Source organism: Streptomyces sp. CNQ085, from assembly GCF_022614595.1.
In the GTDB taxonomy this organism is placed as follows: domain Bacteria; phylum Actinomycetota; class Actinomycetes; order Streptomycetales; family Streptomycetaceae; genus Streptomyces.
This window is the reverse complement of sequence record NZ_JAJFAU010000001.1, coordinates 43,262-68,698: the sequence shown is the minus strand read 5'-3', so window position 1 is coordinate 68,698 and position 25,437 is coordinate 43,262. Positions and strand designations below refer to the sequence as shown.

Sequence of the window (25,437 nt, the reverse complement as noted above, 5' to 3'; positions counted from 1 at the left end):
GCCTGCCACATCCCGCGTGCCGCCTCCTGTCCGCAGTGGCCGGGATCACCCGTTCGAGCGGTCGCCCTCAGGAAACGGCGAGCAGGAACGGCTCGATCGTACCCTCGGCCACGATCACGGCGGGTCCGGTCATCTCGACACCGCCGTCCGGATGTTCAGTGATCACCAGCCGCCCGCCGGGGACGTCGACGGTGTAGGTGACCGGAGTGCCGTCCGCGGCCGGGTCCGCGCCGTCCCGGCGGGCGGCGGCGACCATGACCGCGCAGGCGCCCGTACCGCAGGAGCGGGTCTCGCCGGAGCCTCGCTCGTGCACCCGCAGGGCCACATGGCGCGGCCCCCGGCCGACGGCGAACTCGACGTTGACTCCTTCGGGGTAGGCCGCGGCCGGCGCCACGGCCGGAGCGGTGTACAGGTCGCCGGCGTGGGCGAGGTCGTCGACGAAGGCGACGGCGTGCGGGTTGCCCATGTCGACGTGGAGCGCGGGCCAACTGTGCTCACCCGCCGTCACTGTGACGTCCGTCTCCGTACCGCCGGGCAGCTTGGCCGCGCCCATGTGGACGGTGACGCCACCGTCCTCGGTCAGGCGCACCCGGCGCACACCGGCCCGGGTGGCGACGGCGAGGTCGCCGGTACCGGCCAGTCCGGCGCGCCGGAGGTAGCGCGCGAAGACCCGTACGCCGTTGCCGCACATCTCCGCGACACTGCCGTCGGAGTTGCGGTAGTCCATGAACCACTCGGCCTCGCCGGCCATCGAGCGTGCCTCGGGGTGGGCCGCGGAGCGCACCGCCCGCAGCAGGCCGTCCCCACCGATCCCGGCCCGCCGGTCGCACAGTCGGGCCACGGCCGCAGTGGACAGGTCCCGCACCCCGTCCGGGTCGGGGATGATCACGAAGTCGTTCTCGGTGCCGTGCCCCTTGAGGAACGGCACGGACGTGCCTGCGGTCCCTGCTGCGCTGTTCACGGTGCCCATCGTACGGGGCCGGCCCCGGCCGCCGGGCAGGCCGGCGGGAGGACCGGGGCGGTGTCTAGCGGAGCCGGGCGACGCGCCAAACGGCCAGCGTCACGAGAGCGCCGGCGATCAGCGCGTACAGCACGATCAGACGCCAGTCGGGACGCTCGCCGGAGCCTCGCGCCGGCAGGCCCGGCCAGGTGAGGCCGACACGGCGGGCGGCCATCATGCCCCAGCCGGCGGCACAGCAGCTGAGGAGGAGCCCGAGCATGGCGACCACCGCACCGCCCTCGCCGAGCCCGAAGGCGAGCGGGAAGGCGAACATCAGCGAGCCGGCCGCTCCCAGGCCCACGATGGGGGCGAGCTGCCACAGCCGCAGCTTCCGGGGCGGGCGGAGTTCACCGTAGGACTCGTCCTCCTCGGGTGCCGCTTCCTCCAGCGCCCCGAGGCCGTCGCCGTCCTCCAGAGAGTCCACACCGTCCAGGTCCTGCGGGCCGTCGCCGGCCGCGCCGTCGGCGCGGAGCTGCTCGACGGCCGGTTCGTCGCTGCTACGAGGGCCGGCCTCCATCGCCACGTGCCCTCCCAACTCCCGGCTCTGCGGCTCGATCGGCGGTCGATGCTCGCCGATGCTCGATAATGGCACGCCAGGGCGGCCGTCCAGCGCCCGCTGGACGTCCCGATGCCATCACGTGATCAGGCTGTGACCGCCCGTTCGAGGAGGGCCAGGGCCCGCCCGGGGAGTTCGCCGCGGTCGTCCGCCGCACCGCTGAGCCAGTGGACACGCGGGTCGCGGCGGAACCAGGAGTCCTGGCGGCGCGCGAAGCGCTTGGTGGCGCGTACGGTCTCGGCGCGCGCCTCGTCCTCGGTGCACTCGCCGGCCAGGGCGGTCAGAATCTGCTGGTAGCCCAGGGCGCGCGAGGCCGTGCGGCCCTCGCGCAGCCCGGCACGCTCCAGCTCGCGCACCTCCTCGACCAGCCCCGCCTCCCACATCCTGTCGACCCGCCGGGCGATCCGCTCGTCGAGTTCCGGGCGTCCGACGTCGACTCCGATCTGGAGGGTGTCGTAGACGGAGTCGGGACCGGGGAGGTTGGCGGTGAAGGGACGACCGGTGATCTCGACGACCTCCAGGGCGCGGACGATCCGGCGGCCGTTGCCGGGCAGGATCGCGCGGGCCGCCTCGGGGTCGACGGCGGCGAGCCGGGCGTGGAGCGCCCCGGGGCCGGACTCGGTCAGCTCCTCCTCCAGCCGGGCCCGCACGGCCGGGTCGGTGCCGGGGAACTCCAGGGCGTCGACGGCGCCGCGCACGTACAGCCCGGATCCCCCCACGAGCACAGGGGTGCGCCCCTGTGCGAGCAGGCGGTCGATCTCGGCACGGGCCAGGCGCTGGTACTCGGCGACGCTGGCGGTGACCGTGACGTCCCAGACGTCCAGGAGGCGGTGCGCAACGCCCTGGCGCTCCTCGCACGTCAGCTTGGCGGTGCCGATGTCCATGTCCCGGTAGAGCTGCATGGAGTCGGCGTTGATCACCTCGCCGCCGAGATGTCGCGCGAGGGCGACGCCCAGGTCGGACTTTCCGGCCGCGGTGGGTCCGACCACGGCGATGACGCGGGGGGTGGGGGGCGAACTGCTCACGGCCCAAGTCTCGCAAACACACCGGGAGGACTCCGAGCGGGTCGCGCGGCGCCCCGCGCCGGTCCGGCGCCATACCGTGACGGGGTGGGCCGGGAGCGCGGCGGTCTACGACCAGCTCGCCACCAGGTAGCCGACGCCGTAGGGCGCCTGGTCGTACAGCAGCCGTCCCCCGAGCCCCGCGTCCTCGGCCGCGCCGGCCAGCACCTGCCAGCAGGCCCGGCCGGACGCCCTCAGCTCGTAGGCCAGTTCCTCGTCGAGGGCCAGCAGCCCTGCGGGATCGGCGGCTCCCAGGGCGCGGGCCGCGTCCGTGTCGAAGGCGGGTGCACGCTCGTCGAAGTAGCCGGGGGCCTTGATCGTCCGGCAGGCGCTGCCGTCCCCCATCACCAGCAGCGCGAGGCGCTCCGCCGAGGCGGCCAGCTCCCGCCCGGTCCTCGCGCAGCGCTCCCTCGGCAGCGGCTCCCTCACGCCGAGCCCCTCCGCGGGCGCCGCACTCCAGTCCGTGTGCCGCAGCAGCCAGGCGCCCACGGTCAGGGACGGCGGCAGCGGATGCCCGGCGGGCGGGCCCTCGCCCAGCCGGACCTCCAGATCGACCCCGAAGGGACGGAGAGAGCCGGTGGCACCCTGCGGATATCTGCCGCGGCCCGCGGGGTCCGCGGTTCCGACGACGACGAGCCGGTCAGGACGCGCGGCGGCCAGGACGGCGATCGCGTCGTGGCAGGCAGCTCGTGCCTCGTCCATCTCGTGCGCGGCGCCTCCCGCCACCTCGGGCACCAGCAATGGCGGGCAGGGGCATACGGCGGCGGCGACAAGCATGGCGCGCAGCCTACCGCCGTACGCCCTCCCCGTGGTCGGGCGCACATGGGGCTCGCTCGCGTCCGACCAGCGCACGCCCGGCGCACAGCCGGAGCCGGGCGCACCGGGCCGAATGCGTGCGCACCGGAAGACGGGGGTGCTTCAGCAGGCGGTGCAGCCGTCCGGCGCCGCGGGCAGCGGCTCGGGAACGCCGACCGCCGGCAGCCCGAGCATCACCCCCTGGGGCCCCGCCGCGGGCGCGGCGTTGCGCCGCTCCCAGGCGTCCCCCGCGCGGGTGCGCCGCACTCCCAGCACCGCGCCCTCGGCCAGCAGGTGATGCGGGGCGGCGTAGGTGACCTCGACGGTCACCATGTCCCCCGGGCGCGGCACATCGGCGTCGGGACGGGTGAAGTGCACCAGACGGTTGTCGGGAGCGCGGCCGGACAGCCGGCGGGTGGCGCCGTCCTTGCGGCCCTCGCCCTCGGCCACCATGACCTCCAGCGTCCGCCCGACCTGCTTCTTGTTCTCCGCCCAGGAGATCTCCTCCTGGAGTGCCACCAGTCGCTCGTACCGCGCCTGCACGACCTCCTTGGGGATCTGCCCGTCCATCTCGGCGGCCGGAGTGCCGGGGCGCTTGGAGTACTGGAAGGTGAACGCCTGCGCGAAACGGGCCTCACGGACGACGTGGAGGGTCTGCTCGAAGTCCTCCTCGGTCTCGCCGGGGAAACCCACGATGATGTCGGTGGAGATCGCGGCGTCGGGAATCGCGGCCCGGACCTTCTCGATGATGCCCAGGAAGCGCTCCTGCCGGTAGGAGCGCCGCATCGCCCTCAGCACACGGTCGGATCCGGACTGCAGCGGCATGTGCAGCTGCGGCATCGCGTTCTCCGTCTCGGCCATGGCGGCGATGACGTCGTCGGTGAAGTCTCGCGGATGCGGGGAGGTGAAGCGGACCCGCTCCAGACCCTCGACCCTCCCGCAGGCGCGCAGCAGCTTGGAGAATGCCTCGCGGTCGCCGATGTCGGACCCGTAGGCGTTGACGTTCTGCCCCAGCAGGGTGATCTCGGTGACGCCCTCGGCGACCAGCGTCTCGACCTCGGCGAGGATGTCGCCGGGGCGGCGGTCCTTCTCCTTGCCGCGCAGCGCGGGGACGATGCAGAACGTGCAGGTGTTGTTGCAGCCGACCGAGATGGAGACCCAGGCGGCGTACGCGCTCTCGCGCCGGGTCGGCAGCGTGGAGGGGAACGCCTCCAGCGACTCGGCGATCTCGACCTGCGCCTCCTGCTCGACGCGGGCGCGCTCCAGCAGCACCGGCAGACTGCCGATGTTGTGGGTGCCGAAGACCACGTCCACCCAGGGTGCGCGCCGCACGATGGTGTCGCGGTCCTTCTGCGCCAGGCAGCCGCCGACCGCGATCTGCATGCCCGGCCGGGACGCCTTCCTCGGCGCGAGGTGGCCGAGGTTGCCGTACAGCTTGTTGTCGGCGTTCTCCCGCACCGCGCAGGTGTTGAAGACGACCACGTCGGCGTCGTCGGTGTCCCCCGGGGCCCGGACATAGCCCGCGTCCTCCAGCAGGCCCGACAGGCGCTCGGAGTCGTGGACGTTCATCTGGCACCCGTAGGTGCGCACCTGGTAAGTCTTCGCACTCATCTCATTCGACAGAGTACGCGCTCCCGTCCCGCCCCGCCTCTCCCCTCCGCGCCCCGGTCCTGGCAGGATCGGGGCCATGGTCTCCGAGCACGTACGACACCCGTGGGCACGGCGGCCGCTGACGGCCGCGGCGGCCGTGCTCGTGCTGCTGGTGTGGTGGCTGCTGCCCGGCGGCGGCCCCGCGCCCGGCGGTCAGGCCGTCTTCACCACCGGCGCCCGCGGCGGGGTCTACGAACGCTACGGGGAACTGCTGAAGGAGCAGCTGGGCCGCGACCTGCCCGAGGTGGACGTGACCCTCGTGCCCAGTCAGGGCTCGGTGCAGAACATAGAGCGGCTGATCTCCGGCGAGGCATCCTTCACCATCGCCGCGGCCGACGCGGTCGCCGCGTACGTCAACTCCGGCGGAAAGGACGCCGACCGGCTGCGGGCCTGCGCTCGGCTGTACGACGACTACATCCAGCTCGTCGTCCCGGCCGACTCATCGGTGCGCGACGCCGAGGACCTGAAGGGGCTGCGGGTCGGGCTCGGACAGCGGCGCTCCGGGGTCAACCTGATAGCGGGCCGGCTGCTGAAGGCCGCCGGCCTGGACCCGGGCGAGGACATCCGGCCGGTGCTCCAGGGCATCGACCGGATGCCGGAGCTGCTGATCCGCGAGGAACTGGACGCCTTCTTCTGGTCGGGCGGGCTGCCGACCGGCGCGATCGAGGAACTCGCGGAGGCCGTCGAGATCCGCCTCGTCCCGCTGGGCGACCTGGTGCCGGTGCTGCACTCGCAGGAGCCGCAGACCCGCTCCTACCGGGCGGCCCTGATGCCCTCCGACGCCTATCCCGCCGTTCAGGACGGCAAGGCCGTCGAGACGATCGCGGTGGCGAACCTGCTGGTCACCATGGACGGCACGGACGCCGCGCTGACCGAGGGGATCACCCGCTCGGTGATCAACAGCCGGGACCGCATCGGCCGTGCGGTCCACGCGGCGCAGAAGGTGGATCTGCGCACGGCCATCTACACCCACCCGCTGCCCCTGCACCTGGGGGCCGAGCGCTACTACCGCTCCGTGAAGTCCTGAGCGGCGGCCCGGGGCGAGGGGACCGCGGTGCCACGTGCACGGGCGCAGCGGGCAGCCCTGTCATCCGGCGTCCGGCGCGGACCGCGGCAGACTGATCACCACGCGCAGCCCGTGCGGCTCGTTACGGGCGAAGGAGATCTCCGCCCCGCCCGCGGCGAGCAGCGCGCGGGAGATGGACAGCCCCAGACCGGAGCCGGAGACATTCTGGTGGCGGCCGCTGCGCCAGAAGCGGTCCCCGATCCGGTGCAGCTCGTCCTCGATGAGTCCGGGTCCGTGGTCGGCGACCTCGACGGCCACCCTCCCGCCTCCGGCCGTGACGGAGAGCGTGACCGACTCCCCGGCGGGGGTGAACTTCACCGCGTTGTCCACGACCGCGTCCAGCGCGCTGGAGAGCGCGACCGGGTCCGCCCAGCCGGTCACCGCGCCCTGCCCGGCCGCGCGCAGCTCCACCCCCGCGCGGTCGGCGACCGGGCGCCAGGCGGCGACGCGTTCGGCGGCGAGCGCGGCGATGTCGGTCAGCCGCAGGTCGGCGGGTGTGTGCTCGGCCAGGGCGAGGCCGAGGAGCCCGTCGAGCACCTGGGCCAGCCGTTTACCCTCGGCCCGTACCGAGGCGATCTCCTCGTCGCCCCCGGGCAGTTCCAGGGCCAGCAGGTCGATGCGGAGCAGCAGGGCCGCCAGCGGGTTGCGCAGTTGGTGGGAGGCGTCGGCGACGAAGGTGCGCTGCTGTTCCAGAACGGTCTCGACGTGGTCGGCCATCTCGTTGAAGGAGCGGGCCAGGCGCTGAAGTTCCGGCGGTCCGCTCAGGGCGGCCACTCTGGAGGCCAGCCGTCCGGTGGCGATGTCGTGGCTGGCCCGGTCCAGGACCCGCACCGGTTTGAGGACCCAGCCGGTCAGCCGGACGGCGAGGGCGACGGCGACGAGCATGGCGGCCGCCTCCCCGGCGGCCAGCGGCAGCCATCCGTGCAGGATGCGCGAGCGCATCGGTCCGGTGGGGGAGTCGGTGAGGACGACGGCGACGACGTCGCCGTCGCGGACGACCGGTGAGGCGACCGCAATCCGGCCGTCCTGCCAGGGCCACACCTGGGGCGGGTCGTGACTGCGGCGCCCGGCCAGGGCCTCGTCGAAGGCCGCGTCGCCCTCCCCCTCGTCCGGCGGGCGCCAGATCGCCGGGGCCGCGGCCATCGCGCTGCGGTCGCGGTAGAAGACGCCGGCTCTGATGCCGTACAGGTCGTGGTAGCGGCTGAGTTCGTCGCGCAGGGTGGCCAGCCGCTCGTCCTGCTGGCGGGCCTCGGCGGTGGTGGGACTGCGGGCCGGGGGGCGGGTGGTGACGTACTGGGCCAGGGAGGCGAAGCGCGCGGTGTCGTCGATGCGGTCGATGACGACCTGCTGCTGTTCGGCGGCGGCCATGCTCGCGGCGAGTGGGAAGCCGAGGGCCAGCAGGACACCGGCCATCAGGGCGATGAGGAGGGCGAGGAGGCGTGTGCGCACGACGGGCCGTTCCGCTTTCGTCCCGGTCCCGGTCTCAGCCGGTGGGGGCGACGAGCCGGTAGCCGACCCCGCGCACCGTCTCTATCAGGGCGGGCAGGGCCAGCTTGGACCGGAGCGAGGCGATGTGCACCTCCAGGGTGCGGCCGGTGCCCTCCCAGTTGGTGCGCCAGACCTCGCTGATGATCTGCTCGCGGCGGAAGACGACGCCGGGGCGCTGGGCGAGCAGCGCGAGCAGGTCGAACTCCTTGCGGGTCAGGGAGACCGCCTCACCGTGCACCGTGACCCGGCGGGTCTCGGTCTCGACGGTCAGCGCCCCCAGGCGCAGCTCCGCGGCCCCCGTTCCCCGAGCGCTCACGGTCTCCGCACCCGGGCTTCGGTCGGCGCCCGGGTCGCCCGGCGCACCGGCCGGAGCCGCGGCGGCGACGGGGACGGTGCGGCGGCTGACCGCGTGTATCCGGGCGAGGAGCTCGGCGGTGTCGTACGGCTTGACCACGTAGTCGTCGGCGCCGAGGTTGAGGCCGTGGACGCGGGAGCGCACATCGGCTCGCGCCGTGACCATGATCACCGGGGTGCTGGTCAGCCGGCGGATGCGGCCGCACACCTCGAAGCCGTCGATGTCGGGCAGGCCGAGGTCGAGCAGCACCACGTCGAAGGGGGGCGCGGCGCCGTCCGGAAGCAGGCACCGCAGGGCCTCCTCGCCTCCGCGGGCGTGCACCACGTCGAAGCCGTGCCGGGCGAGTACGGCGGACAGTGCCGCGGCCACGTGGTCGTCGTCCTCGACGAGCAGCAGTCTCATGGCCCCTCTCCTCCCCCGGTGCTCCCCCCGTGTGCCTTCCCGGGGCCTTCCGGGTGTGGCAGTCATCCACTCCGATCCGGCCCGGCGCGTCAAGACCCGGCGGGCCTCTTCTCCACGCGAACCCCCACGTTAAGCAGCCGATACGCCGATCGGTGAACCTTTCGGGCGATAAGTCCCTTTGCAGCTGGATCGTTATGCTCAAGTTCAGCTCAGATGGGATGACGCTGCTCAACTGTGGTCACTAAGGTCCCCTCAACCGACGAGGACGGAGCGAATGACGCCGATGAGCAACGTATCGGTGACCAAGGACGCCGCACCGACGGCGGAGAATCTGGTCGTCCTGGACAATGTCAACAAGCACTTCGGTGCCCTGCACGTCCTTCAGGACATCGACCTGACCATCACGCGGGGCGAGGTCGTCGTCGTCATCGGGCCCTCGGGGTCCGGGAAGTCCACGCTGTGCCGCACCATCAACCGCCTGGAGACGATCGACTCGGGGACGATCCTGATCGACGGCAAGCCTCTGCCCGCCGAGGGCAGGGAACTGGCACGGCTCCGCGCCGATGTCGGCATGGTCTTCCAGTCGTTCAACCTCTTCGCGCACAAGACGGTGCTGGAGAACGTCATGCTGGGCCAGCTCAAGGTCCGCCGCATCGACAAGCAGGCGGCCGAGGAGAAGGCCCGCTCCCTGCTCGACCGGGTGGGCGTGGCCAACCAGGCCGACAAGTACCCCGCACAGCTCTCCGGCGGCCAGCAGCAGCGCGTGGCCATCGCCCGCGCGCTGGCGATGGACCCGAAGGTGATGCTCTTCGACGAGCCGACCTCCGCGCTCGACCCCGAGATGATCAACGAGGTCCTGGAGGTCATGCAGCAGCTCGCGCAGGGCGGCATGACGATGGTCGTCGTCACCCATGAGATGGGCTTCGCCCGCTCCGCGGCGAACCGGGTGGTCTTCATGGCCGACGGACGGATCGTCGAGGAGGCCGCTCCCGACCAGTTCTTCAGCAACCCGCGCAGCGACCGCGCCAAGGACTTCCTGTCGAAGATCCTCCACCACTGAGCCGACGACGACTCAGCGCATTTTTGCACGATACGACTCCAGGGATGTTCACCATGACCCTCCGCAAGCACGGCCTCGTGGCCGCCACCGCCGTCGTTCTCGCCCTGACCGCCACCGCGTGCGGCGGCGACGCCAGCGGCTCCGACGAAGAGAAGATCAACATCGGCATCAAGTTCGACCAGCCGGGCCTGGGCCTGAAGACCCAGGATGGCGAGTACACCGGCTTCGACGTGGACGTGGCCAAGTACGTCGCCAAGGAGCTGGGCTACGACGAGGAGGACATCACCTGGAAGCAGGCCCCCAGCGCCGAGCGCGAGAACATGATCGTCAACGGTGATGTGAAGTTCATCGCCGCCACCTACACGATCAACGACGAGCGCAAGGAGCGGGTGGACTTCGCCGGCCCGTACTTCCTCGCCCACCAGGACCTGCTGGTGAGGAGCGACGACGACACCGTCCGGGGCGAGGAGGACCTCGACAGCAGCGAGATGAAGCTCTGCTCGGTCACCGGCTCCACCTCGGCGCAGAACGTCAAGAAGGACTTCGCCCCGGAGGCCAACCTGATCAACTACGGCGGTTACTCGGAGTGCCTGACCGGCCTGGAGAACAAGGCCGTCGACGCCCTGACCACCGACGACTCCATCCTGGCCGGTTACGCGGCGCAGGAGGAGCACCAGGGCAAGTTCAAGCTCGCCGGCCTCAGCCTCAGCGACGAGCCGTACGGCATCGGCCTGAAGAAGGGCGACACCGAGCTGCAGGAGAAGATCAACGACGCCCTCAAGAAGATGGTCGACGAGGGCGCCTGGGAAGAGGCCGCCAAGAAGCACTTCGGCCCGGCCAACTACGAGTACGAGCCCGCACCGGAGATCACCGAGACGAACTGACGCCGTCCGCGGTGTGCCGCGGCCGTCCGCGGGCGGCGGCACACCGCACCTCCGACGGTGTCCGACGAGACGCCATCCGACGAGGCGAGAGCGCGGGAGAACGTGTTCGACTTTCTTGATTCCGGGCAGTACGACGTGCTCGGAGCCTTCTGGGTGACGGTGCAGCTCACCGTTTATTCGGCGATCGGATCCCTGGTGTGGGGAACGATCCTGGCCGCCATGCGGGTCAGCCCGGTGCCGCTGATGCGCGCCTTCGGTACCGCCTACATCAATGTCGTGCGGAACACCCCGCTGACGGTCATCATCCTGGCCGCCTCGCTGGGGTTGTTCCAGACACTGGGCATCACGCTCGCCGGCGGCAGCGACTTCGAGACGATCGGCTTCAGGCTCGCCGTGCTCGGACTGATCGCCTACCACGCAACCTTCGTGTGCGAGGCGCTGCGCTCGGGCATCAACACGGTGCCCGTCGGACAGGCCGAGGCAGCGCGCGCCCTGGGGCTGAGCTTCTTCCAGGTGCTGTTCCTCATCATCCTCCCGCAGGCGTTCCGCGCCGTCGTGGCGCCCCTGGCGAACGTCCTGATCGCCCTGACCAAGAACACCACGGTGGCGGCCGCCATCGGTGTGGCGGAGGCCGCGGCGCTGATGAAGACGATGATCGAGTACGAGAGCGACGCCATCTTCCTGGTCTCCGCGATGTTCGCCTTCGGGTTCGTTGTCCTGACACTCCCGACCGGCATGCTGCTGGGCTGGGTCAGCAAGCGCGTGGCGGTGAAGCGATGAGCAACCTCTCCGTTCTGTACGACGCCCCGGGCCCGCGGGCCAAGGCGCGCAACATCCTCTACTCCGTGGTGTTCCTGCTCCTCCTCGCCCTCGCCCTGTGGTGGGTGCTGGACACCATGGCCGACAAGAACCAGCTCGAGGCGGCGAAGTGGAAGCCGTTCGTCGCCGACGGCCGGGTGTGGACGACGTATCTGATTCCCGGCCTGCTCAACACCCTCAAGGCCGCGGCCCTGTCGATCGTCATCGCGCTCCCGCTGGGTGCGCTGTTCGGCCTGGCCCGGCTGTCGGACCACCGGTGGGTCCGTGTCTCCGCCGGCGCCGTGGTGGAGTTCTTCCGCGCCATCCCGGTGCTGCTGATGATGTTCTTCGCCAACGCGGCGTACGCGCAGTTCACCGACCTCTCCTCCGATGTGCGCCCGCTGTACGCGGTGGTGACGGGCCTGGTGCTCTACAACGCCTCGGTCATCGCGGAGATCGTGCGGGCGGGCATCCTGTCGCTGCCCTCGGGTCAGACGGACGCGGCCAAGGCCATCGGCATGCGCAAGGGCCAGATCATGTTCTACGTGCTGCTGCCGCAGGCCGTCACGGCGATGCTGCCGGCGCTGGTCAGCCAGCTCGTGGTGATCGTCAAGGACACCGCGCTGGGCGGCGCGCTGCTGGGCTACATGGAACTGCTCAGCCAAGTGCGGGTGATCACCGCCAACTACGGCGCCAACACCATCGCGGCCTTCACCGTGATCGCGCTGATCTTCATCGCGCTGAACTTCCTCCTCACCAGCTTCGCGAACCGGCTCGAGGCGCGGCTGCGGCGCGGCAAGCGGTCCACCGGGGCCGTACTGCACGGCGACGACACGGAGATGGAGTTCGACGAACCCCACGTCGGGCCACACGCCCGGAAGTAGCCGCGCGGGCTCCTTCCGCACTCGCCGTACGCCCACTGCCCGTGCCCCCGTCGCTTGACGGGGGCACGGGCAGTGGGTTGCATACGACGTGTGATCGTGTACCGGGCTCCATCGGCTCCACCCCCCCTTCCCTCCCCCGACCGCGACAACCGCCCGGACCGTGAGAACTGCGAGGGCCGCCCGTCGTGGACCCGGTGATCGTTGTCGGCGCGGGGCCTGTCGGGCTGGCGCTGGCGCTGGCGCTCTCGCGCCACGGTGTGCCGTCGGTGGTGCTGGACGGCGGTGACGGCGAGGTGGAGCAGCGCACGGCGCGTACCTGTGTCCTGCGGCAGGACACGGCGGCGTACGCGGCGGCGCTGGGCGGCGCCCGGTGGGCGGCGTGGCGCACCGAGCGGCGGCGGCAGCCGGTGCGGCGGGTCGAGTTGGACGTCCGGACCTCGCCGGTGCACATACAGCAGTACGCGCTGGAACGGGGCATGCGGGCCGCGCTGGAACGCGATCCGCTGGCCGAGATCGTCACCGGGGCCCGCCTGGACGAGCTGGAGCAGGACGAGCGCGGGGTGTCGGCGCACACCCGCGGCGCTCCCGGCTCCCCCGGTGTGCGGTGGCGCGGCAGTTATCTGGTGGGCTGCGACGGCGCCCGCTCCACGGTGCGCAAGCTGCTGGAGATCCGCTTCCCCGGACGTACCTCCGTCGAGCGGCACGCGGTGGCGGCCCTGCGCGTGGAACTGCCCTGGGACGGCGAGGCGCTGCTGCACCGCGATGTGCCCGGCGGTGAGAGCGAGGTGGTGGCGCGTCCGCTGCCCAACGGTGTGTGGCGCCTGGACTGGCTGCTGCCGCCGCGCGGCGACCTGGTCACCCCTGACGCGCTGCTGGCCCGGATACGCGACACCCTGGCCGCATGGTGCGAGGACACCCCGCCCCCCTACGAACTGCTGGACACCGGCGTGCACATCGCCCACCAGCGGCTGGCAAGGCACTGGCGCTCTGGCCGGGCCTTCCTGGCCGGGGACGCGGCGCACCTGCTGGGGGCACTGGGCAGCCAGCCGGTCGACGAGGGACTGCGGGACGCGGCCAATCTGGCCTGGAAGCTGGCGCTGTGCCTGCGCGGCCAGGCGCCTGCGGAGCTGCTCGACAGCTACGAGGCCGAGCGCCGCGGCGCGATGAGGGCCCGGCTGCGCGCCCTCGACCAGGCGCTGCCTCTGGTACGCGGGGGCGGGGGGCTGCGCACCCTGCTGTCCGGCGCCTCACGGGGGCACCTGGAGCTGCTGACGGACGGGCATCTGGGGCAGGGGCCGCTGGGCGCGCCCCCGTGCTACGGGTATTCGCCGCTGGCGCCCGGGCAGGACGCCGTTCCCGGAGCACTCGCGGTCGGGACCGAGCCGGGATCGCCCGTGCGGGACGTGCCGGTGACGGCTCTGGACGGGACGCGGGGGCGGCTGTGGGAGCGGCTGGGCGGTGATCTGCTGGTACTGCTGGTCGCGCCCGGCACCCGTGTGTGGGACAGCCGCCACTGGCTGTCGGCCGGGCTGATGCCGGAGCTGGCCGCCGTGGTGGAGCGGCTGCCAGTGCCCGCGGAGCTGCTGGTGGCCGAGGGCTATCCGGGCGCGGTCGCCCATACCGCCCTGGTGATCCGCCCGGACGGGCATCTGGTGACCGCGCTGCCCGGCGCCCGGACCGGTGAGTTGCGCGCCTGTGTGGACGGGGTGCGCGGCGCCCTCCTGGCCGGGGACGCCGCCGGTGCGGTGGACCGCGACTGAGCCGGCGCCGCTTCCCCGCCCGCCACCGCGGCGCCCGGACCACCGGCACCGGATACGAGGGCGCCCTCCTGCTGCCCGGTTCGGCGGCGGCTCCGGGAACCGGGCGGTGCGTGGTGACCCTGCTCCCGGATCCCGGAACCGCACGGCGCCGCTTCACCACCGTCACCTTTCTCTTCTGGCTCCCCGTCGGTCTCGTCCTGCCCGCTCAGGTGCTGCTGCTGGGCGAGCGCGGCATGAGCCTGACCGCCGTCGCCGGACTCTTCGCCCTGCACTCGCTGACCGTCACCGCGCTGGAGCTCCCCACCGGCGGCCTGTCCGACGTCATCGGCCGCCGCACCGTGCTGGCGGCCGCGGGGGTGCTCAACACAGCTGCCATGACATTGCTGGCGCTGGGCACCGCCGTGTGGGCCCTCGCCCTGGCCGTGGTCCTGATGGGGGGGGCGGGTCGCGCGCTGGCCAGTGGCCCCGCCGAGGCCTGGTACGTCGACACGGGAGGTGGTGCGGAACGTGCCGACCACCGTGCTGGGCGGTCTGCGGCTGGGAGCGGGCAATTCCCTGGTCCGCCGTGTGTTGTTGAGCGCCGCGGCGGCGGGGACCGCCCTGGCCGCCGTCGAGCTGCTGGCACCGGGGCGCTCCGCCGATCTGACGGGCGCGCCCGATGGAACCGGATCCGTCTCGGCCCCGGTGGCCGCTCCCTGAAACGGCGCCGTCCTCCCCTGCCGCCCGGTTCCCTCCCGAAGCGGGTCCGCGGGTGCCGCCCCGAGAGCCTGCTTCAGTCCGCGCCGTACAGCGGATACTCCTCCACGTCCTCCCCTTCCGCTTCCAGCGCCTCCCTCACGACCCTGAGGGCGAGTCCTTCGGGGTAGCCCTTGCGTGCCAGCATCCCGGCGAGCCGACGCAGCCGCCTGTCGCGCTCCAGGCCTTTGGTGGCACGGAGCTTGCGCTCCACCAGGGCTCGGGCGGTCCGCTCCTCCTGCTCCTGGTCCAGCTGCTCCACCGCGTGGCCGATCAGCTCGGTTTCCACGCCCTTGTGCCGCAGTTCCCGGGCGAGGGCCCGGCGGGCGAGGCCCCGGCCATGGTGACGGGACTCCACCCAGGCGTCGGCGAACGCCGCGTCGTCGATCAGCCCGACCTCCTCCAGCCGGGAGAGCACCGACTCGGCGATGTCATCGGGGATCTCCCGCTTGCGCAGTGCGTCGGCGAGCTGCCCGCGAGTGCGCGGCGTTCCGGTGAGCAGGCGCAGGCAGATCGCCCTCGCCCGCTCCTCCGGGTCTGCCGACGGCTCCCCCTGACGTCCCGCCACGGCTCAGCTCTTGGCCGCTGCGGTGCTCTTGACCGCCTTGGCACGCGTCGCCGGCACGGGCACCGTCTTCGCCGCCGCGGCCGGGGCGGCGGCCTCGGCTCCGGCCGCGTCCGGCTCGCTCCCGGGGGCCTCGGCCTTCGCCCCGGTGCCGAGCTTCTCCTTGATCTTCTTCTCGATCTCGTCGGCCAGATCCGGATTGTCACGCAGGAAGTTGCGGGCGTTCTCCTTGCCCTGCCCCAGCTGATCGCCCTCGTAGGTGTACCAGGCACCCGACTTGCGGATGAAGCCGTGCTCCACCCCCATGTCGATCAGCCCGCCCTCCCGGCTGATCCCCACCCCGTAGAGGATGTCGAACTCCGCCTGCTTGAACGGCGGCGCCACCTTGTTCTTGACCACCTTCACCCGGGTGCGGTTGCCCACCGCCTCGGTGCCGTCCTTGAGCGTCTCGATCCGGCGGATGTCCAGCCGCACCGAGGCGTAGAACTTCAGCGCCCGCCCACCGGTGGTCGTCTCCGGCGACCCGAACATCACCCCGACCTTCTCGCGGAGCTGGTTGATGAAGATCGCGGTGGTCCTGGACTGGCTGAGCGCACCGGTGATCTTGCGCAGCGCCTGGCTCATCAGCCGCGCCTGCAGACCCACATGGGAGTCGCCCATCTCACCCTCGATCTCCGCACGCGGCACCAGGGCGGCCACCGAGTCGATCACGATCAGATCCAGCGCCCCGGACCGGATGAGCATGTCGGTGATCTCCAGCGCCTGCTCGCCGTTGTCGGGCTGGGACAGGATCAGGGAGTCCACGTCCACCCCCAGCCGCTTGGCGTACTCCGGGTCCAGCGCGTGCTCGGCGTCGACGAAGGCGACCGTGCCCCCCATCCGCTGGGCGTTGGCCACCGCGTGCAGGGTCAGCGTGGTCTTGCCGGAGGACTCCGGCCCGTAGACCTCCACCACCCGGCCGCGCGGCAGACCGCCCACACCCAGCGCCACGTCCAGAGCGGTCGACCCGGTCGGGATCACCTCGACGGGCTCGTTCGGCCGCTCACCCAGGCGCATCACCGCGCCCTTGCCGAACTGCCGTTCAATCTGTGCGAGCGCGGCGTCGAGCGCCTTCTCACGGTCCTGTTCTTTCACTGGTCCACCTCGGTGGGTCGGGTCGCGCCGACGCGGCGGACGGCTCGGTACGCCGGCCGCGGCCGTCCGCCGACCGGCGCCTGGTGCGCGGTCTCGCGATAGACCGCCGCGGTCAGAAGGGGAGTTCGCTCTCCCTGGGTGGGTGCCGCTCGTCGTTCTCCCGGCCGGGCGGGCCGCCGGCGGGGACGCCCGTACGCGGGCCCCTGGCGACCGCCGCACTGGCGAACCGCAGGGCGTCCTCGTCGGCGACCACGACCTCCGGTCTGGGATCGATGAGCGTGATGGTGGCGATGGGCGTGCCGTCCCGCAGGGTCACCCGCATCGACTTCAGCGCGTACTCCTCACGGGCCGCGCGCAGTTCGTCGAGGACTCGCGGCGGGTGGCCTGGTACTGCTCCTCCACCGCGTCGCGCAGCGCCTTGAGGACGGCGACCCTGGTCGCGTGCTCCTTGAGGTTCATGCCGCCACGGCTTTCCGCTCGGTCTCCTTCCGGGCCTCCCCGGTCCTCCCGGCCTCCCTCCTCGCCCCGGTCCCGCGGCGCACGATGAGGTCGCCCAGTGTGGTGGGCTTCCCCGCCGGGTCCAGGACGGCGGCGGCGAGCAGGTTGTGCCGGCGGGCCTCCTCGTAGAGGGCACGGAGGTCCTCGTAGATGGTGTCCGGGGCGGTGGCGGTGGCGCGGTAGTCCGACGCGCTCGGGGTGGGCCTGCCCGCGTTGAGCCAGTCGAGGACGGAGTCGGCGAACTCCGTGCCCGGTTTGCGGATCACCAGTCCGGACAGTGACTTCGCCCGGGATTTGGAGATCACCAGGGTGTTCTCGTGGTCGAGGTCGCCGACCACGTCGAACTCGTACTCGATGCCCTCCCGCTGCTCGGGCTTGAGCCCGACCTTGCGCGGCACCTTGCGCCCGCGGTCGTCGGTCTCCACCACGTACTCGGTCTTGGTGCGCATGGTGACGATGAGGTGTCCGGGGTAGGCGAGCAGGGCGTCGATCATCGCCCGCTCCATCGGGCGGGTCTCCTTCCAGGCGGCGAAGCTGCTGCCCGTCCCGTAGCGCTTGGCGGCGTTGTCGACCTGTTCGAGCACGCCGCCCGCGCCGGACCAGAAGTGCGAGAGCGAGTCGACGATCACGGTGTCGTAGCCCTCATGGGCGGCGACCGCGAGGACGTCGATGAGCCCGGTGGGCTCGAACGAGGTGAGCTGGAGGGTGTCGAAGGCGAACTCGTCGGCGTACTTGGAGGCGCTGCCGTGCTCGGTGTCGACGAGGGCCACCCGCTCACCGATCGCGGTGCCGGTGACGAGTGCGGTGTAGGTCTTGCCCGATCCGGTCGGCCCGGTGAGCGCGATGCGGGCCTTGGCCTGTTCCTTGGTGGCTGGGGTGAAGACGAGGGTGTTCACGCCGTTTCTCCTCTGGCGCGTTCGACGGCGGTTCGGGGTGGGCTCGCCGGGTGGCGGGACGCGGTCCCGGCCCGACGGGACGTGCACCCGCGCGGCCGAAGCTTGAGTTCGAATCCACGTTCGAAACTTGTCCTGACTCACAGGACGGGCGCGCATTGTCGACAAATCAACACTTATCGAACGAGGGGCCCGCTCGCTCCGAAGCCCGGGCCACCACCGCCCCGCAGGGTGCCGCGCGGCCCGCGAACACGGCGCTCCGGAGCCCACCGCTCCCCCATTGACCAGGTCTTTTGTCAGCGGATCACGGTAAAATCGAAGGTAGATCGAGACGGCCGGACGACCACCTCAGGAGGAAGCCGATGGCCTCTGCCGCGCTCGCCGCCAAGCACCGTTCGAAGGCTCCGATCCCACCCGCCACCACTGCGCTGACGACCCTGACCACCCTGCCGAAGAAACCGCTCCCGGCCGGCCGACCCCGCGAGTGGTACGTCTCGCACAACCGCCGCCTGAAGGCCATGCGACTGGCCATAGCCCTGCTCGACACCGGCGTCCACCGCCCGGAGCAGGCCACCGACCGCAGGATCCGCGCCACGGCTGAGCGGATCGGCGTCCACCCGCCCTCCGGGGCGACCTGCCGCATGGTCCGCTCCCTGATCCGCCACGGCGACCGCTGACCGGGCACGGCGCCCCGCCCCGGCGCACCGGTGGGGACGGAGGGTCCCGGAGCGGGCGTTCACGGCCGCGCTCCGGGACCCTCCCGACCGCGACGGCGCCGGGGCGGGGCGCCCCTGCGCCGTGCGTCAGTCCACGGTCACCACACTGAGCGGCGCCCCGGCCTGCCGGGTGAACGCACCGCCGAAGTCACTCTCGACCTCCGCCCTCTCCGCCGCGTTCGGGTAGGGGTTCGTGCACCCGGTCCCGGCGCTCGAACCGGACATCAGGCTCGAGCAGGGACCGGGCTTGCGGTCCGGCAGTCCCAGGATGTGGCCCAGCTCGTGGGAGGAGATGCGAACGGTGTTGTAGCCCTGGTCGACGGCCTGCCGGCCGATGTACACGACACCGTTGCCCAGCGAGTAGGTGTAGGCGCGGGGCCAGCCGTTGTCGGCGAGGACCCGGATGTTGGCACGCTGTCCGGCCGCCACCGGCCGCAGCTCGACGGCGTCGACACTCTCGTTCCAGATCGCCGCGCCGCGGTCGACCGCGGCTTTGAACTCCGCCGCCCCACCGGCGTCGTAGGTGATGATCCGCGGGGCGAGGGCACGGTCCTCGGCGGCGGGAGCGGCCGGCGCGGCGGCGGCCGGGCCGCCGGCCAGCGCGAAGGTGGCCGCCAGGGCCGCGGTGAGGCCGCGGGCGAGTGTGCGGACGTGCATGGTCGTCCTCCTTGTGGGGGGTTGAGCGTGCTCATGACACGCTGCAAGCTCCCTGCCCAGCCGCGGCGCACCCCAATCCGTCAATCGGCGTGATCGCCCCCTCCCCGGGCCGGCGCCCGCAGAACCCCCGCCCGTCCGGATGGCGGGCCGGCCGCCGTGACCGGCGCCACCACCCGGGCGTGCGGGGCCGGCGGGGGGTCAGCTCGCCCAGACCTCCGCGTCCTCGGCCGGGACGGTGGTGGCCAGACCGAGCTCCTTGCGGGCGGCGACCGTGCCGCTGGGGTCCAGACCGGTGAAGGCGGGGTCGTAGGAGGTGTAGAACGCGTCGGCGTCACCCGCCTTCGCGGCGCCCCTCCAGTGACCGGCGGCCTTCTCCAGCCGGGCCCGGAGCCTGCCGGTCTCCGTGCCCTCCATGCCCCGCAGACCGTCCAGGTGCGCGTCGAGGGCGGTGGCGACGGCGTCCGCCTGCGCCTTGTAGCCCTCGAGGTCCTCCTCGACACTTTCCGCGGTGGGCTGGTTCGCCCACAGGGCGTCGTAGACGGCGTTCGCACCGTCGAGATAGGTCTTCTGACCCGGTTTCAGCGACTTGGCGCCGGCCTTCAGCGAGCCGGTGAACTCACCCGACTCCTTGGTGTAGGTGCAGCTCACGGCGCGGTCGCCGGTGGCCCAGCTCTCCGCGGTGGGCGTGTAGTAGGAGAGACCGACCCCCTCGGGCAGCGCCCAGGCGTCCGGGGCGAACTCACCCGCCTCGGCCGGGCAGCGCTCGTCGGCGACCGACGTGACCGCCTCGTCGCCGGGGAACTCCCCCTTCTCCTCGATGTCGAACTCGCCGACGACCTGGCCCCGGTGCGGTTCGTCGCACGGCACGAGCTCGACGGCGAGCGCCTCGCCCTCGGTCTTCTCGCTGTTGGGGTTGTAGCAGTCTCCGGTGGACAGCGAGAAAACCGACCGCTGACGGGCCACCTTCGTCGCACCGTTCTCGGCACTGTCGACGATGTCGGAGCACCCCGCGGCCCCGATCGCGAGCAGGGCGACGGCGGCGGATATGCCGCGGCGGGAGCGGAACGACGCACAGGTTGTCATGACATGTACATCCTCTGGGAAAATTCATGAACGGCGCGTGCATCTTATGTCGCTGTCATGACAAGCGCGTACACAGAGGACTCCCCGGCAGGAGCGGAAGCCCGCCGGCGGCGGGGCCGGCCGGACTCCACAACGGCTCGATAGACTCCTGCCGTGGACACCGCGAAGTGCACCCAGTGCGGCACGACCGGCCTGGAGCCGGGATTCGTCGAGGACTCGGGGGACAACTCCCGGGGATACGCCCGCTGGATCGCCGGGCCGCTGGAGCGCGGCGTGTTCGGTGGCGCCAAGCGCATGGGCCGCCCCCGGCGGCAGATCGACGCCTACCGCTGTCCGAAGTGCGGCCATCCGGAACTCTTCGCACGGCAACCGGCCTGACCGTCGCACCGGCTCCGGCCCGTCAGTGCGTACCGGCCCGGCGCACTGCCGCGGTCGCCTTCCGGGCCGCCACCAGCACCGGATCCCACAGCGGGGAGAACGGCGGGGCGTAGCCCAGGTCCAGGAAGGTCATCTGCTCGACCGTCATCGACGCGGACAGGGCGACCGCTGCCACGTCCACGCGTTTGCCCGCGCCCTCGCGTCCGACGATCTGCACGCCCAGCAGACGGCCCGTGCGGTGTTCGGCGAGCATCTTCACACGCATCGGCGCGGCGCCCGGGTAGTAGCCGGCGCGGCTGGTCGACTCGATCGTCACGGTCACGAACCGCAGCCCCGCGGACCGGGCCTGGCTCTCCAGCAGGCCGGTGCGGGCGATCTCCAGGTCGCAGATCCTGCTGACGGCCGTGCCGACGACTCCGGGGAAGGTGGCGTAACCGCCGCCCACGTTGGTGCCGATGACCTGGCCGTGCTTGTTGGCGTGCGTGCCCAGCGCGATGTGACGGTCGCGGCCGGAGACGAGGTCGAGGACCTCGACGCAGTCGCCGCCCGCCCAGACGTTCTCCCGCCCCCGCACCCGCATCGCCAGGTCGGTGAGCAGGCCGCCGGACCCGCCCAGCGGCAGTCCCGCCCCGCCTGCGAGCCCGGTCTCGGGCCGCACGCCCAGCCCGAGGATCACCAGCTCGGCCTCGTACTCGGCCTCCTCGGTGGCGACCGCTCGCACCCGGCCGTCCTCACCGGTGCGGACGGCGGTGACGGCGGCCTCGGTGACCGTCTCGATGCCCATGCGGCACATCGCCTCGCGCACCAGCCGCCCCATGTCGGGGTCCAGTGTGGTCATTGGCTCCTCGGCCCGGTCCAGCACCGTGACCCGGTAACCACGGCGGACCAGCGCCTCGGCCATCTCCACGCCGATGTAGCCGGCGCCGACCACCACCGCGCGCCGCGGTGCGCGTGCCGCCTCGGCCTTCTCCAGGGCCTCCAGCAGGGCTCTGCCGTCGTCCATGGTCTGCACACCGTGCACACCCGGCGCGTCGATGCCCGGCAGGGCGGGGCGCAGGGGGCGGGCCCCGGTGGCGATGACCAGGTGGTCGTAGCCCAGCCACTTCCCGGGACCGCCGCCGTCGCCGCCGTCGCGGACCCGGACGCGGCAGCCGTCCGGGTCGAGCTCGGTGACCTCGGTGTGCAGCCGCAGGTCAATGCCCCGCTCGCGGTGCTCCTCGGGAGTCCGTGCGATCAGCTCGCCGGCGGACGCGACGTCACCGCCCACCCAGTAGGGGATGCCGCAGGCGGAGTAGGACGCGTAGCCACCCCGTTCGAGGGCGACGATCTCCAGTTCCCCGGGCCGCTTCAGCCTGCGTGCCTGTGAGGCGGCCGACATACCCGCCGCGTTGCCTCCGATGACCACCATGCGCTGCGCGGTCGCCATGGTGTGAGCTCCCTTCGCCGTACCGGGCACACGCCGGCCCCGGTCTCCGTATGCCCACGTTATGCCCCGCTATCGCCGCCGCTGGTCCCCTCGGCGCCGCCGCGGGCGTCAGTTCCGCGGAGCGACACCCGCGTCGAGGAGGGGGCCGAGTTCCCGTGCCACGGTCTCGAGAGCCCGCGTGTCGCGCTCGGCCCTGGCGATCACGATCGCCCCCTCCAGGGCACTGATCATCAGCGTCGCCAGCGAGGCCGCCCGGTCGGCCGGCACACCCATATCCGTCAGCGCCTGCGCCACCGGGCGGTTCCAGGCGGCGAACGCGGCGGCGGCCGCCTGCCTGGTGGACTCGGCTGAGCCGGCACGGTCCACCGTGGCGGCGACGACGGGGCAGCCCGTGGCGAACCCGGCCGACCGGTACTCGTCGGTCCACTGGCGCACCATCGCCTCGAACAGACGGCTCGGCGACGGCTCGGGCGTCTCGCCCAGGAACCGGGCCACGCGCTTGGCCGCGTAACGGCCCGCCCATCCCACGGCCTCGTTGACGAGCTGCTCCTTGCCGTCCGGGAAGTAGTGCCGCAGCGACCCCCTCGGGGCCCGCGCGTGCGCGACGATGTCGCGCAGGCCGGTCGCGGCGACTCCGTCGCGCCGGATGAGCTGGGCCGCGCTGAAGACCATCCGCTCGCGCGGACCCCGCCGGGAAACCGTCATCGCCGACCTCCGCCCCCTGGCGAACCGGGTGGGCGACCCTCGCCCCGCCGGTCCGACCAGCTTATCGGCGTCGCCCCGAACGCCGCCGGTACGGGGAGGGACCCGCGCCCTCCGCCCCGGCCGCGCCCGCACTATGACACACGTCATAACGGCCGCTACTATGACGACCGTCACAAGCAGCGGGCCCGGCGGAACCCGCCGGGCCGGAGGCCGGGGGCCTCCGGCCGGAAGGGCGGCACAGCGTGGACGTGGGTTTCATCGGCCTCGGCGTCATGGGGCAGCCCATGGCCCTCAACCTGGCCCGCGCCGGCATGGCGCCGACCGTCTGGAACCGCACCGCGGCCAGGAGCGAGCCGCTGCGTGCGGCCGGGGCGGAGGTGGCCGCGAACCCCCGCGAGGTCTTCGAGCGCGCCGGCACCGTCTTCCTGATGCTGGCCGACGAGGCGGCGACCGACGCCGTACTGGGCCGCGGCGAACCGGACTTCGCCCAGCACGTCGCCGGACGCACGGTCGTGCACATGGGCACGACCTCACCCCACTACTCGCGGGGGCTGGAGGCCGATGTCCGCGCGGCCGGCGGCGGTTACGTCGAGGCCCCCGTCTCCGGCTCCCGGGTGCCCGCCGAGTCGGGGCAGTTGGTGGCGATGGCGGCCGGGGAGCCGGCGGCCGTGGAGTCGGTGCGCCCGCTGCTGCGGCCGATGTGCCGGGAGGTGTTCGTGTGCGGGCCAGCTCCGAACGCGCTGCTGATGAAGCTCTCGGTGAACCTGTTCCTGATCACCATGGTCACCGGGTTCACCGAGGCGTTCCACTTCGCCGACCGCCACGGCCTGGACCGGCGGCTGTTCCTGGAGGTGCTCGACGCCGGCCCGATGGCCAGCGGCGTCTCCCGCATGAAGGCGCCCAAACTGCTGGCGCGCGACTTCGGCGTCCAGGCCGCCGCCCTGGACGTCCTGAGGAACAACCGGCTGATCTTCGAGGCCGCCCGCGAGGCCTGTCTGGCCTCTCCCCTGCTGGACGTCTGCCACGCCCTCTTCGGCGAGACGGTCGCCCTGGGGCACGGCGACCGCGACATGGTGGCCGTCCTGCACGCCCTCGAGGCCAGGACCGACCACGGCCGGCGGCCCGCCTCCTGACGCCCACCGGAGCGGGCGGGCTTCAGCGCGGAAGCCGTCGGCGGCCGCCGCCACCGGTTCGGGGACGGTTGCCAGCTTCTCCCGCGGCCGGCCGGTCCGCAGCCCGAGGGTCACCTCCGCCCGGCCGATCGCGGCCTGGCCGCGGGCGTCGACCAGACGGCGGTCGCGGCCCCTCATCCGATGGGCGGCCACCGCACCCGAGCGGAGCGCTGTCGGACGCACGGACCGCGAACCGCGGTACACAGGGCCTCGCGGACCGCCCCGGCCACCCCTTCCCCGCCACCGCCCGCAGACCGCCGACGGGCCGGCCGGCGGAGTGCGCGAACACGCCGGACGCCCGCCAGCTCCATGACATACATCACAGCGCATATCGGTACTACGTCTGCCGGGTAGTAGACGACGCCCGAAGGACATAGAGGACCCGTCCCACTCGAAACGGTCATACCGCACGCCCGGTTCGACGGGCCCCGCCCCGCCTCGAGCGCTCCTCCGCACACGGCCGCACGGGGGGGGCTCCTGACGGGGCGACACGGCGCCGCCGCGCGCCCCGGCACCCGCCCCGGCATGGCTCCGTGCCGCTCGCAAGGGACGCGGGGACCTACGACCCGGCATAGTACCGAGGCTCGTTGCCCCGCTCGTCGGGCCGTCCCGACAATGACGGCCCGCACCGCGTTCCCGCGGCCCGGACGCGGGCGCTGTGCGGGTCGTCCACATCCCGGGGGGATCCGCGATCCGACGATTGGGGTCACATATGAACAAGCACCGCAGAACGAGGCGCTACCGGAAGATATCCGTCGCGGCCCTCGCCGTGACCGCCCTGGGAGTGCCCACCGTGGCCCTTGCCTGCGTGGACCGGCCGGCGACGGCCGACGGCCGCTCCTACTCGTGGCAGAACCGATCCTACGAGGACCGGTCGCCGGCCTCCAGGCCGACCTCGCGGCCCGTGGCGGAGAGGACCCGGACGCCCGCCACTCCCCCGAGCGCCTCCCCGGCCCCCGACACCTCCGCCCCGGCCGCGCCTTCCGCTCCCACCACACCCACCCCGGCCGACGACGCGGCGGCCCGCGTCGTGGAACTCGTCAACAGCGAGCGCGCCAAGGCCGGGTGCGCACCCCTGAAGGTGAACGAGAAGCTGACCGAGGCCGCCCGGGCGCACAGCAAGGACATGGCCGGCCACCGGAACATGTCCCACACCGGCTCCGACGGCTCCGGCCCCGGAGACCGGATCGAGCGGGCCGGCTACCAGTGGCGGGCCTACGGCGAGAACGTCGCCCACGGCTACCAGACCCCCGAGAGCGTGATGGACGGCTGGATGTCCAGCCCCGGCCACAGGCGCAACATCCTCAACTGCTCGTTCGAGGAGATCGGCGTCGGCCTGGCCCAGCCCGGCCACTACTGGACCCAGGCCTTCGGTACGGCCCGATAGGGCGGGCCGTACCGGGGCCCCTGACCCGCCCTGTCGGGCGGTGCGGGTCCGTGGGCCGCCCCCGCCCCGGAGAAGGGAGCATCTGTTGGAGTCCCGGCCGGGCGCGTCGTACCGGACACCGCGGACCTTCAGCGCCGAGCGGTACCCGGCGGCCCGGGCCGGAACTGCGGTGAGGACGCCAGGGTGCCGACTGCGGCGGCCACGGCTATGACCGGGCGCTTACGCAGGGGAGTTTCCTCCTCCACGTCGTGCGGAATTCGCGCCGCGCGTGAAGGACTTGCGACGGAACCTGATGGTTGCACCGTAAACAGGCTTCTCCGCCTGCCGCC

At 72.5% G+C, this 25,437-nt stretch carries 26 protein-coding genes and 2 pseudogenes; 11 read left to right on the top strand and 17 right to left on the bottom strand.

What is annotated here, in order from left to right; translation table 11 throughout:
- Nucleotides 1-67 precede the first annotated feature (67 nt).
- From dapF to miaB, 5 genes are all read right to left on the bottom strand, one after another.
- On the bottom strand, nucleotides 68-970 hold the full coding sequence (gene dapF, locus LJ221_RS00355; RefSeq protein ID WP_374228332.1) for a diaminopimelate epimerase: 903 nt from the start codon (nucleotides 968-970) through the stop codon (nucleotides 68-70).
- Nucleotides 971-1,025: 55 nt separating this feature from the next.
- Nucleotides 1,026-1,517 carry a hypothetical protein gene (locus LJ221_RS00350; RefSeq protein ID WP_241712737.1) on the bottom strand — a complete coding sequence of 164 codons (492 nt, stop codon included), beginning with the start codon at nucleotides 1,515-1,517 and terminating at the stop codon, nucleotides 1,026-1,028.
- Nucleotides 1,518-1,642: 125 nt separating this feature from the next.
- Nucleotides 1,643-2,581 (bottom strand): tRNA (adenosine(37)-N6)-dimethylallyltransferase MiaA, encoded by a 939-nt coding sequence (miaA, locus tag LJ221_RS00345; RefSeq protein ID WP_241712613.1) that lies wholly within the window; start codon nucleotides 2,579-2,581, stop codon nucleotides 1,643-1,645.
- A 105-nt stretch (nucleotides 2,582-2,686) separates the two neighbouring features.
- Nucleotides 2,687-3,394, bottom strand: a complete 708-nt coding sequence (locus LJ221_RS00340) for a class III extradiol dioxygenase subunit B-like domain-containing protein (protein ID WP_241712612.1) — start codon at nucleotides 3,392-3,394, stop codon at nucleotides 2,687-2,689.
- Between the two features lie 141 nt (nucleotides 3,395-3,535).
- A complete protein-coding gene (gene miaB / locus LJ221_RS00335) occupies nucleotides 3,536-5,023 on the bottom strand; it encodes a tRNA (N6-isopentenyl adenosine(37)-C2)-methylthiotransferase MiaB (RefSeq protein ID WP_241712611.1) in 1,488 nt (495 codons plus the stop codon).
- 76 nt (nucleotides 5,024-5,099) lie between these two features.
- Here miaB and LJ221_RS00330 point away from each other — a divergent pair, with 76 nt between their 5' ends.
- Nucleotides 5,100-6,089, top strand: coding sequence for a TAXI family TRAP transporter solute-binding subunit (locus LJ221_RS00330; RefSeq protein WP_241712610.1), 990 nt, complete (start codon nucleotides 5,100-5,102; stop codon nucleotides 6,087-6,089).
- Between the two features lie 60 nt (nucleotides 6,090-6,149).
- Here LJ221_RS00330 and LJ221_RS00325 read toward each other — a convergent pair whose 3' ends face one another.
- Both LJ221_RS00325 and LJ221_RS00320 read right to left on the bottom strand, forming a co-directional pair.
- Entirely contained in the window at nucleotides 6,150-7,577 is a 1,428-nt protein-coding gene (locus tag LJ221_RS00325; RefSeq protein WP_241712609.1) for a HAMP domain-containing sensor histidine kinase, read from the bottom strand.
- A gap of 34 nt (nucleotides 7,578-7,611) precedes the next feature.
- The gene (locus tag LJ221_RS00320) at nucleotides 7,612-8,373 is read right to left on the bottom strand and encodes a response regulator transcription factor (protein WP_241712608.1); all 762 of its coding nucleotides are present in this window, start codon (nucleotides 8,371-8,373) and stop codon (nucleotides 7,612-7,614) included.
- A gap of 283 nt (nucleotides 8,374-8,656) precedes the next feature.
- Between LJ221_RS00320 and LJ221_RS00315 the strand changes: the two genes are divergently transcribed.
- The 6 genes and pseudogenes from LJ221_RS00315 to LJ221_RS00290 form a co-directional block, all read left to right on the top strand.
- Nucleotides 8,657-9,433: an amino acid ABC transporter ATP-binding protein gene (locus LJ221_RS00315; protein WP_241712606.1), complete on the top strand. Its 777-nt coding sequence runs from the start codon at nucleotides 8,657-8,659 to the stop codon at nucleotides 9,431-9,433.
- A gap of 53 nt (nucleotides 9,434-9,486) precedes the next feature.
- Nucleotides 9,487-10,317, top strand: coding sequence for a glutamate ABC transporter substrate-binding protein (locus tag LJ221_RS00310; protein WP_241712735.1), 831 nt, complete (start codon nucleotides 9,487-9,489; stop codon nucleotides 10,315-10,317).
- A gap of 102 nt (nucleotides 10,318-10,419) precedes the next feature.
- Nucleotides 10,420-11,097, top strand: coding sequence for an amino acid ABC transporter permease (locus LJ221_RS00305; RefSeq protein ID WP_241712733.1), 678 nt, complete (start codon nucleotides 10,420-10,422; stop codon nucleotides 11,095-11,097).
- Entirely contained in the window at nucleotides 11,094-11,999 is a 906-nt protein-coding gene (locus LJ221_RS00300) for an amino acid ABC transporter permease (protein WP_241712604.1), read from the top strand. The genes LJ221_RS00305 and LJ221_RS00300 overlap by 4 nt, the downstream gene beginning before the upstream one ends.
- Nucleotides 12,000-12,184: 185 nt before the next feature.
- Entirely contained in the window at nucleotides 12,185-13,759 is a 1,575-nt protein-coding gene (locus tag LJ221_RS00295) for an FAD-dependent monooxygenase (protein WP_241712602.1), read from the top strand.
- A 119-nt stretch (nucleotides 13,760-13,878) separates the two neighbouring features.
- Nucleotides 13,879-14,449, top strand: a pseudogene (locus LJ221_RS00290) (MFS transporter); the annotation flags it as partial.
- 82 nt (nucleotides 14,450-14,531) lie between these two features.
- Here LJ221_RS00290 and recX read toward each other — a convergent pair.
- The 5 genes from recX to LJ221_RS00270 all read right to left on the bottom strand — a co-directional run bounded on the left by recX (nucleotide 14,532) and on the right by LJ221_RS00270 (nucleotide 17,587).
- The gene (gene recX / locus LJ221_RS00285; RefSeq protein WP_241712599.1) at nucleotides 14,532-15,062 is read right to left on the bottom strand and encodes a recombination regulator RecX; all 531 of its coding nucleotides are present in this window, start codon (nucleotides 15,060-15,062) and stop codon (nucleotides 14,532-14,534) included.
- Between the two features lie 3 nt (nucleotides 15,063-15,065).
- On the bottom strand, nucleotides 15,066-16,193 hold the full coding sequence (recA, locus tag LJ221_RS00280; RefSeq protein ID WP_241712597.1) for a recombinase RecA: 1,128 nt from the start codon (nucleotides 16,191-16,193) through the stop codon (nucleotides 15,066-15,068).
- 112 nt (nucleotides 16,194-16,305) lie between these two features.
- A complete protein-coding gene (locus LJ221_RS00275; protein WP_241712595.1) occupies nucleotides 16,306-16,515 on the bottom strand; it encodes a hypothetical protein in 210 nt (69 codons plus the stop codon).
- Between the two features lie 5 nt (nucleotides 16,516-16,520).
- Nucleotides 16,521-16,652, bottom strand: a complete 132-nt coding sequence (locus LJ221_RS23350; protein ID WP_302851924.1) for a hypothetical protein — start codon at nucleotides 16,650-16,652, stop codon at nucleotides 16,521-16,523.
- Nucleotides 16,649-17,587: an ATP-binding protein gene (locus LJ221_RS00270; protein WP_241712593.1), complete on the bottom strand. Its 939-nt coding sequence runs from the start codon at nucleotides 17,585-17,587 to the stop codon at nucleotides 16,649-16,651. The genes LJ221_RS23350 and LJ221_RS00270 overlap by 4 nt, the downstream gene beginning before the upstream one ends.
- A gap of 359 nt (nucleotides 17,588-17,946) precedes the next feature.
- Here LJ221_RS00270 and LJ221_RS00265 point away from each other — a divergent pair, with 359 nt between their 5' ends.
- Nucleotides 17,947-18,261 (top strand): hypothetical protein, encoded by a 315-nt coding sequence (locus LJ221_RS00265; RefSeq protein ID WP_241712591.1) that lies wholly within the window; start codon nucleotides 17,947-17,949, stop codon nucleotides 18,259-18,261.
- Between the two features lie 126 nt (nucleotides 18,262-18,387).
- Here the strand turns inward: LJ221_RS00265 and LJ221_RS00260 are convergent, their stop codons facing one another.
- Both LJ221_RS00260 and LJ221_RS00255 read right to left on the bottom strand, forming a co-directional pair.
- The gene (locus LJ221_RS00260) at nucleotides 18,388-18,957 is read right to left on the bottom strand and encodes a snapalysin family zinc-dependent metalloprotease (protein ID WP_241712589.1); all 570 of its coding nucleotides are present in this window, start codon (nucleotides 18,955-18,957) and stop codon (nucleotides 18,388-18,390) included.
- 198 nt (nucleotides 18,958-19,155) lie between these two features.
- Entirely contained in the window at nucleotides 19,156-20,040 is an 885-nt protein-coding gene (locus LJ221_RS00255) for a septum formation family protein (RefSeq protein ID WP_241712587.1), read from the bottom strand.
- A gap of 153 nt (nucleotides 20,041-20,193) precedes the next feature.
- Here LJ221_RS00255 and LJ221_RS00250 point away from each other — a divergent pair, with 153 nt between their 5' ends.
- Entirely contained in the window at nucleotides 20,194-20,418 is a 225-nt protein-coding gene (locus tag LJ221_RS00250; protein WP_241712585.1) for a hypothetical protein, read from the top strand.
- Between the two features lie 22 nt (nucleotides 20,419-20,440).
- Here LJ221_RS00250 and LJ221_RS00245 read toward each other — a convergent pair whose 3' ends face one another.
- Nucleotides 20,441-21,844, bottom strand: a complete 1,404-nt coding sequence (locus LJ221_RS00245) for an FAD-dependent oxidoreductase (protein ID WP_241712583.1) — start codon at nucleotides 21,842-21,844, stop codon at nucleotides 20,441-20,443.
- 108 nt (nucleotides 21,845-21,952) lie between these two features.
- Nucleotides 21,953-22,549, bottom strand: coding sequence for a TetR/AcrR family transcriptional regulator (locus tag LJ221_RS00240; RefSeq protein WP_241712581.1), 597 nt, complete (start codon nucleotides 22,547-22,549; stop codon nucleotides 21,953-21,955).
- Between the two features lie 242 nt (nucleotides 22,550-22,791).
- On the opposite strand from LJ221_RS00240, the gene LJ221_RS00235 reads away from it, so the two are divergent.
- Together LJ221_RS00235 and LJ221_RS00230 are read left to right on the top strand one after the other, a co-directional pair.
- Nucleotides 22,792-23,682: an NAD(P)-dependent oxidoreductase gene (locus tag LJ221_RS00235; protein ID WP_241712578.1), complete on the top strand. Its 891-nt coding sequence runs from the start codon at nucleotides 22,792-22,794 to the stop codon at nucleotides 23,680-23,682.
- A 751-nt stretch (nucleotides 23,683-24,433) separates the two neighbouring features.
- Nucleotides 24,434-25,108 (top strand): CAP domain-containing protein, encoded by a 675-nt coding sequence (locus LJ221_RS00230; RefSeq protein ID WP_241712576.1) that lies wholly within the window; start codon nucleotides 24,434-24,436, stop codon nucleotides 25,106-25,108.
- A gap of 75 nt (nucleotides 25,109-25,183) precedes the next feature.
- Here LJ221_RS00230 and LJ221_RS00225 read toward each other — a convergent pair.
- Nucleotides 25,184-25,335: pseudogene (locus tag LJ221_RS00225) on the bottom strand (lamin tail domain-containing protein); the annotation flags it as partial.
- Nucleotides 25,336-25,437: the final 102 nt, after the last annotated feature.

Bases quoted from the DNA above. Each gene is read 5' to 3' on its own strand.
- LJ221_RS00350 (WP_241712737.1), bottom strand. From the start codon at position 1,517: ATGGAGGCCGGCCCTCGTAGCAGCGACGAACCGGCCGTCGAGCAGCTC.
- dapF (WP_374228332.1), bottom strand. From the start codon at position 970: ATGGGCACCGTGAACAGCGCAGCAGGGACCGCAGGCACGTCCGTGCCG.
- LJ221_RS00240 (WP_241712581.1), bottom strand. From the start codon at position 22,549: ATGACGGTTTCCCGGCGGGGTCCGCGCGAGCGGATGGTCTTCAGCGCG.
- LJ221_RS00320 (WP_241712608.1), bottom strand. From the start codon at position 8,373: ATGAGACTGCTGCTCGTCGAGGACGACGACCACGTGGCCGCGGCACTG.
- LJ221_RS00300 (WP_241712604.1), top strand. From the start codon at position 11,094: ATGAGCAACCTCTCCGTTCTGTACGACGCCCCGGGCCCGCGGGCCAAG.
- miaB (WP_241712611.1), bottom strand. From the start codon at position 5,023: ATGAGTGCGAAGACTTACCAGGTGCGCACCTACGGGTGCCAGATGAAC.
- LJ221_RS00230 (WP_241712576.1), top strand. From the start codon at position 24,434: ATGAACAAGCACCGCAGAACGAGGCGCTACCGGAAGATATCCGTCGCG.
- LJ221_RS00315 (WP_241712606.1), top strand. From the start codon at position 8,657: ATGAGCAACGTATCGGTGACCAAGGACGCCGCACCGACGGCGGAGAAT.
- LJ221_RS00245 (WP_241712583.1), bottom strand. From the start codon at position 21,844: ATGGCGACCGCGCAGCGCATGGTGGTCATCGGAGGCAACGCGGCGGGT.
- LJ221_RS23350 (WP_302851924.1), bottom strand. From the start codon at position 16,652: ATGAACCTCAAGGAGCACGCGACCAGGGTCGCCGTCCTCAAGGCGCTG.
- LJ221_RS00340 (WP_241712612.1), bottom strand. From the start codon at position 3,394: ATGCTTGTCGCCGCCGCCGTATGCCCCTGCCCGCCATTGCTGGTGCCC.
- LJ221_RS00310 (WP_241712735.1), top strand. From the start codon at position 9,487: ATGACCCTCCGCAAGCACGGCCTCGTGGCCGCCACCGCCGTCGTTCTC.
- LJ221_RS00260 (WP_241712589.1), bottom strand. From the start codon at position 18,957: ATGCACGTCCGCACACTCGCCCGCGGCCTCACCGCGGCCCTGGCGGCC.
- LJ221_RS00255 (WP_241712587.1), bottom strand. From the start codon at position 20,040: ATGACAACCTGTGCGTCGTTCCGCTCCCGCCGCGGCATATCCGCCGCC.
- LJ221_RS00330 (WP_241712610.1), top strand. From the start codon at position 5,100: ATGGTCTCCGAGCACGTACGACACCCGTGGGCACGGCGGCCGCTGACG.
- LJ221_RS00275 (WP_241712595.1), bottom strand. From the start codon at position 16,515: ATGCGGGTGACCCTGCGGGACGGCACGCCCATCGCCACCATCACGCTC.
- LJ221_RS00265 (WP_241712591.1), top strand. From the start codon at position 17,947: ATGGCCTCTGCCGCGCTCGCCGCCAAGCACCGTTCGAAGGCTCCGATC.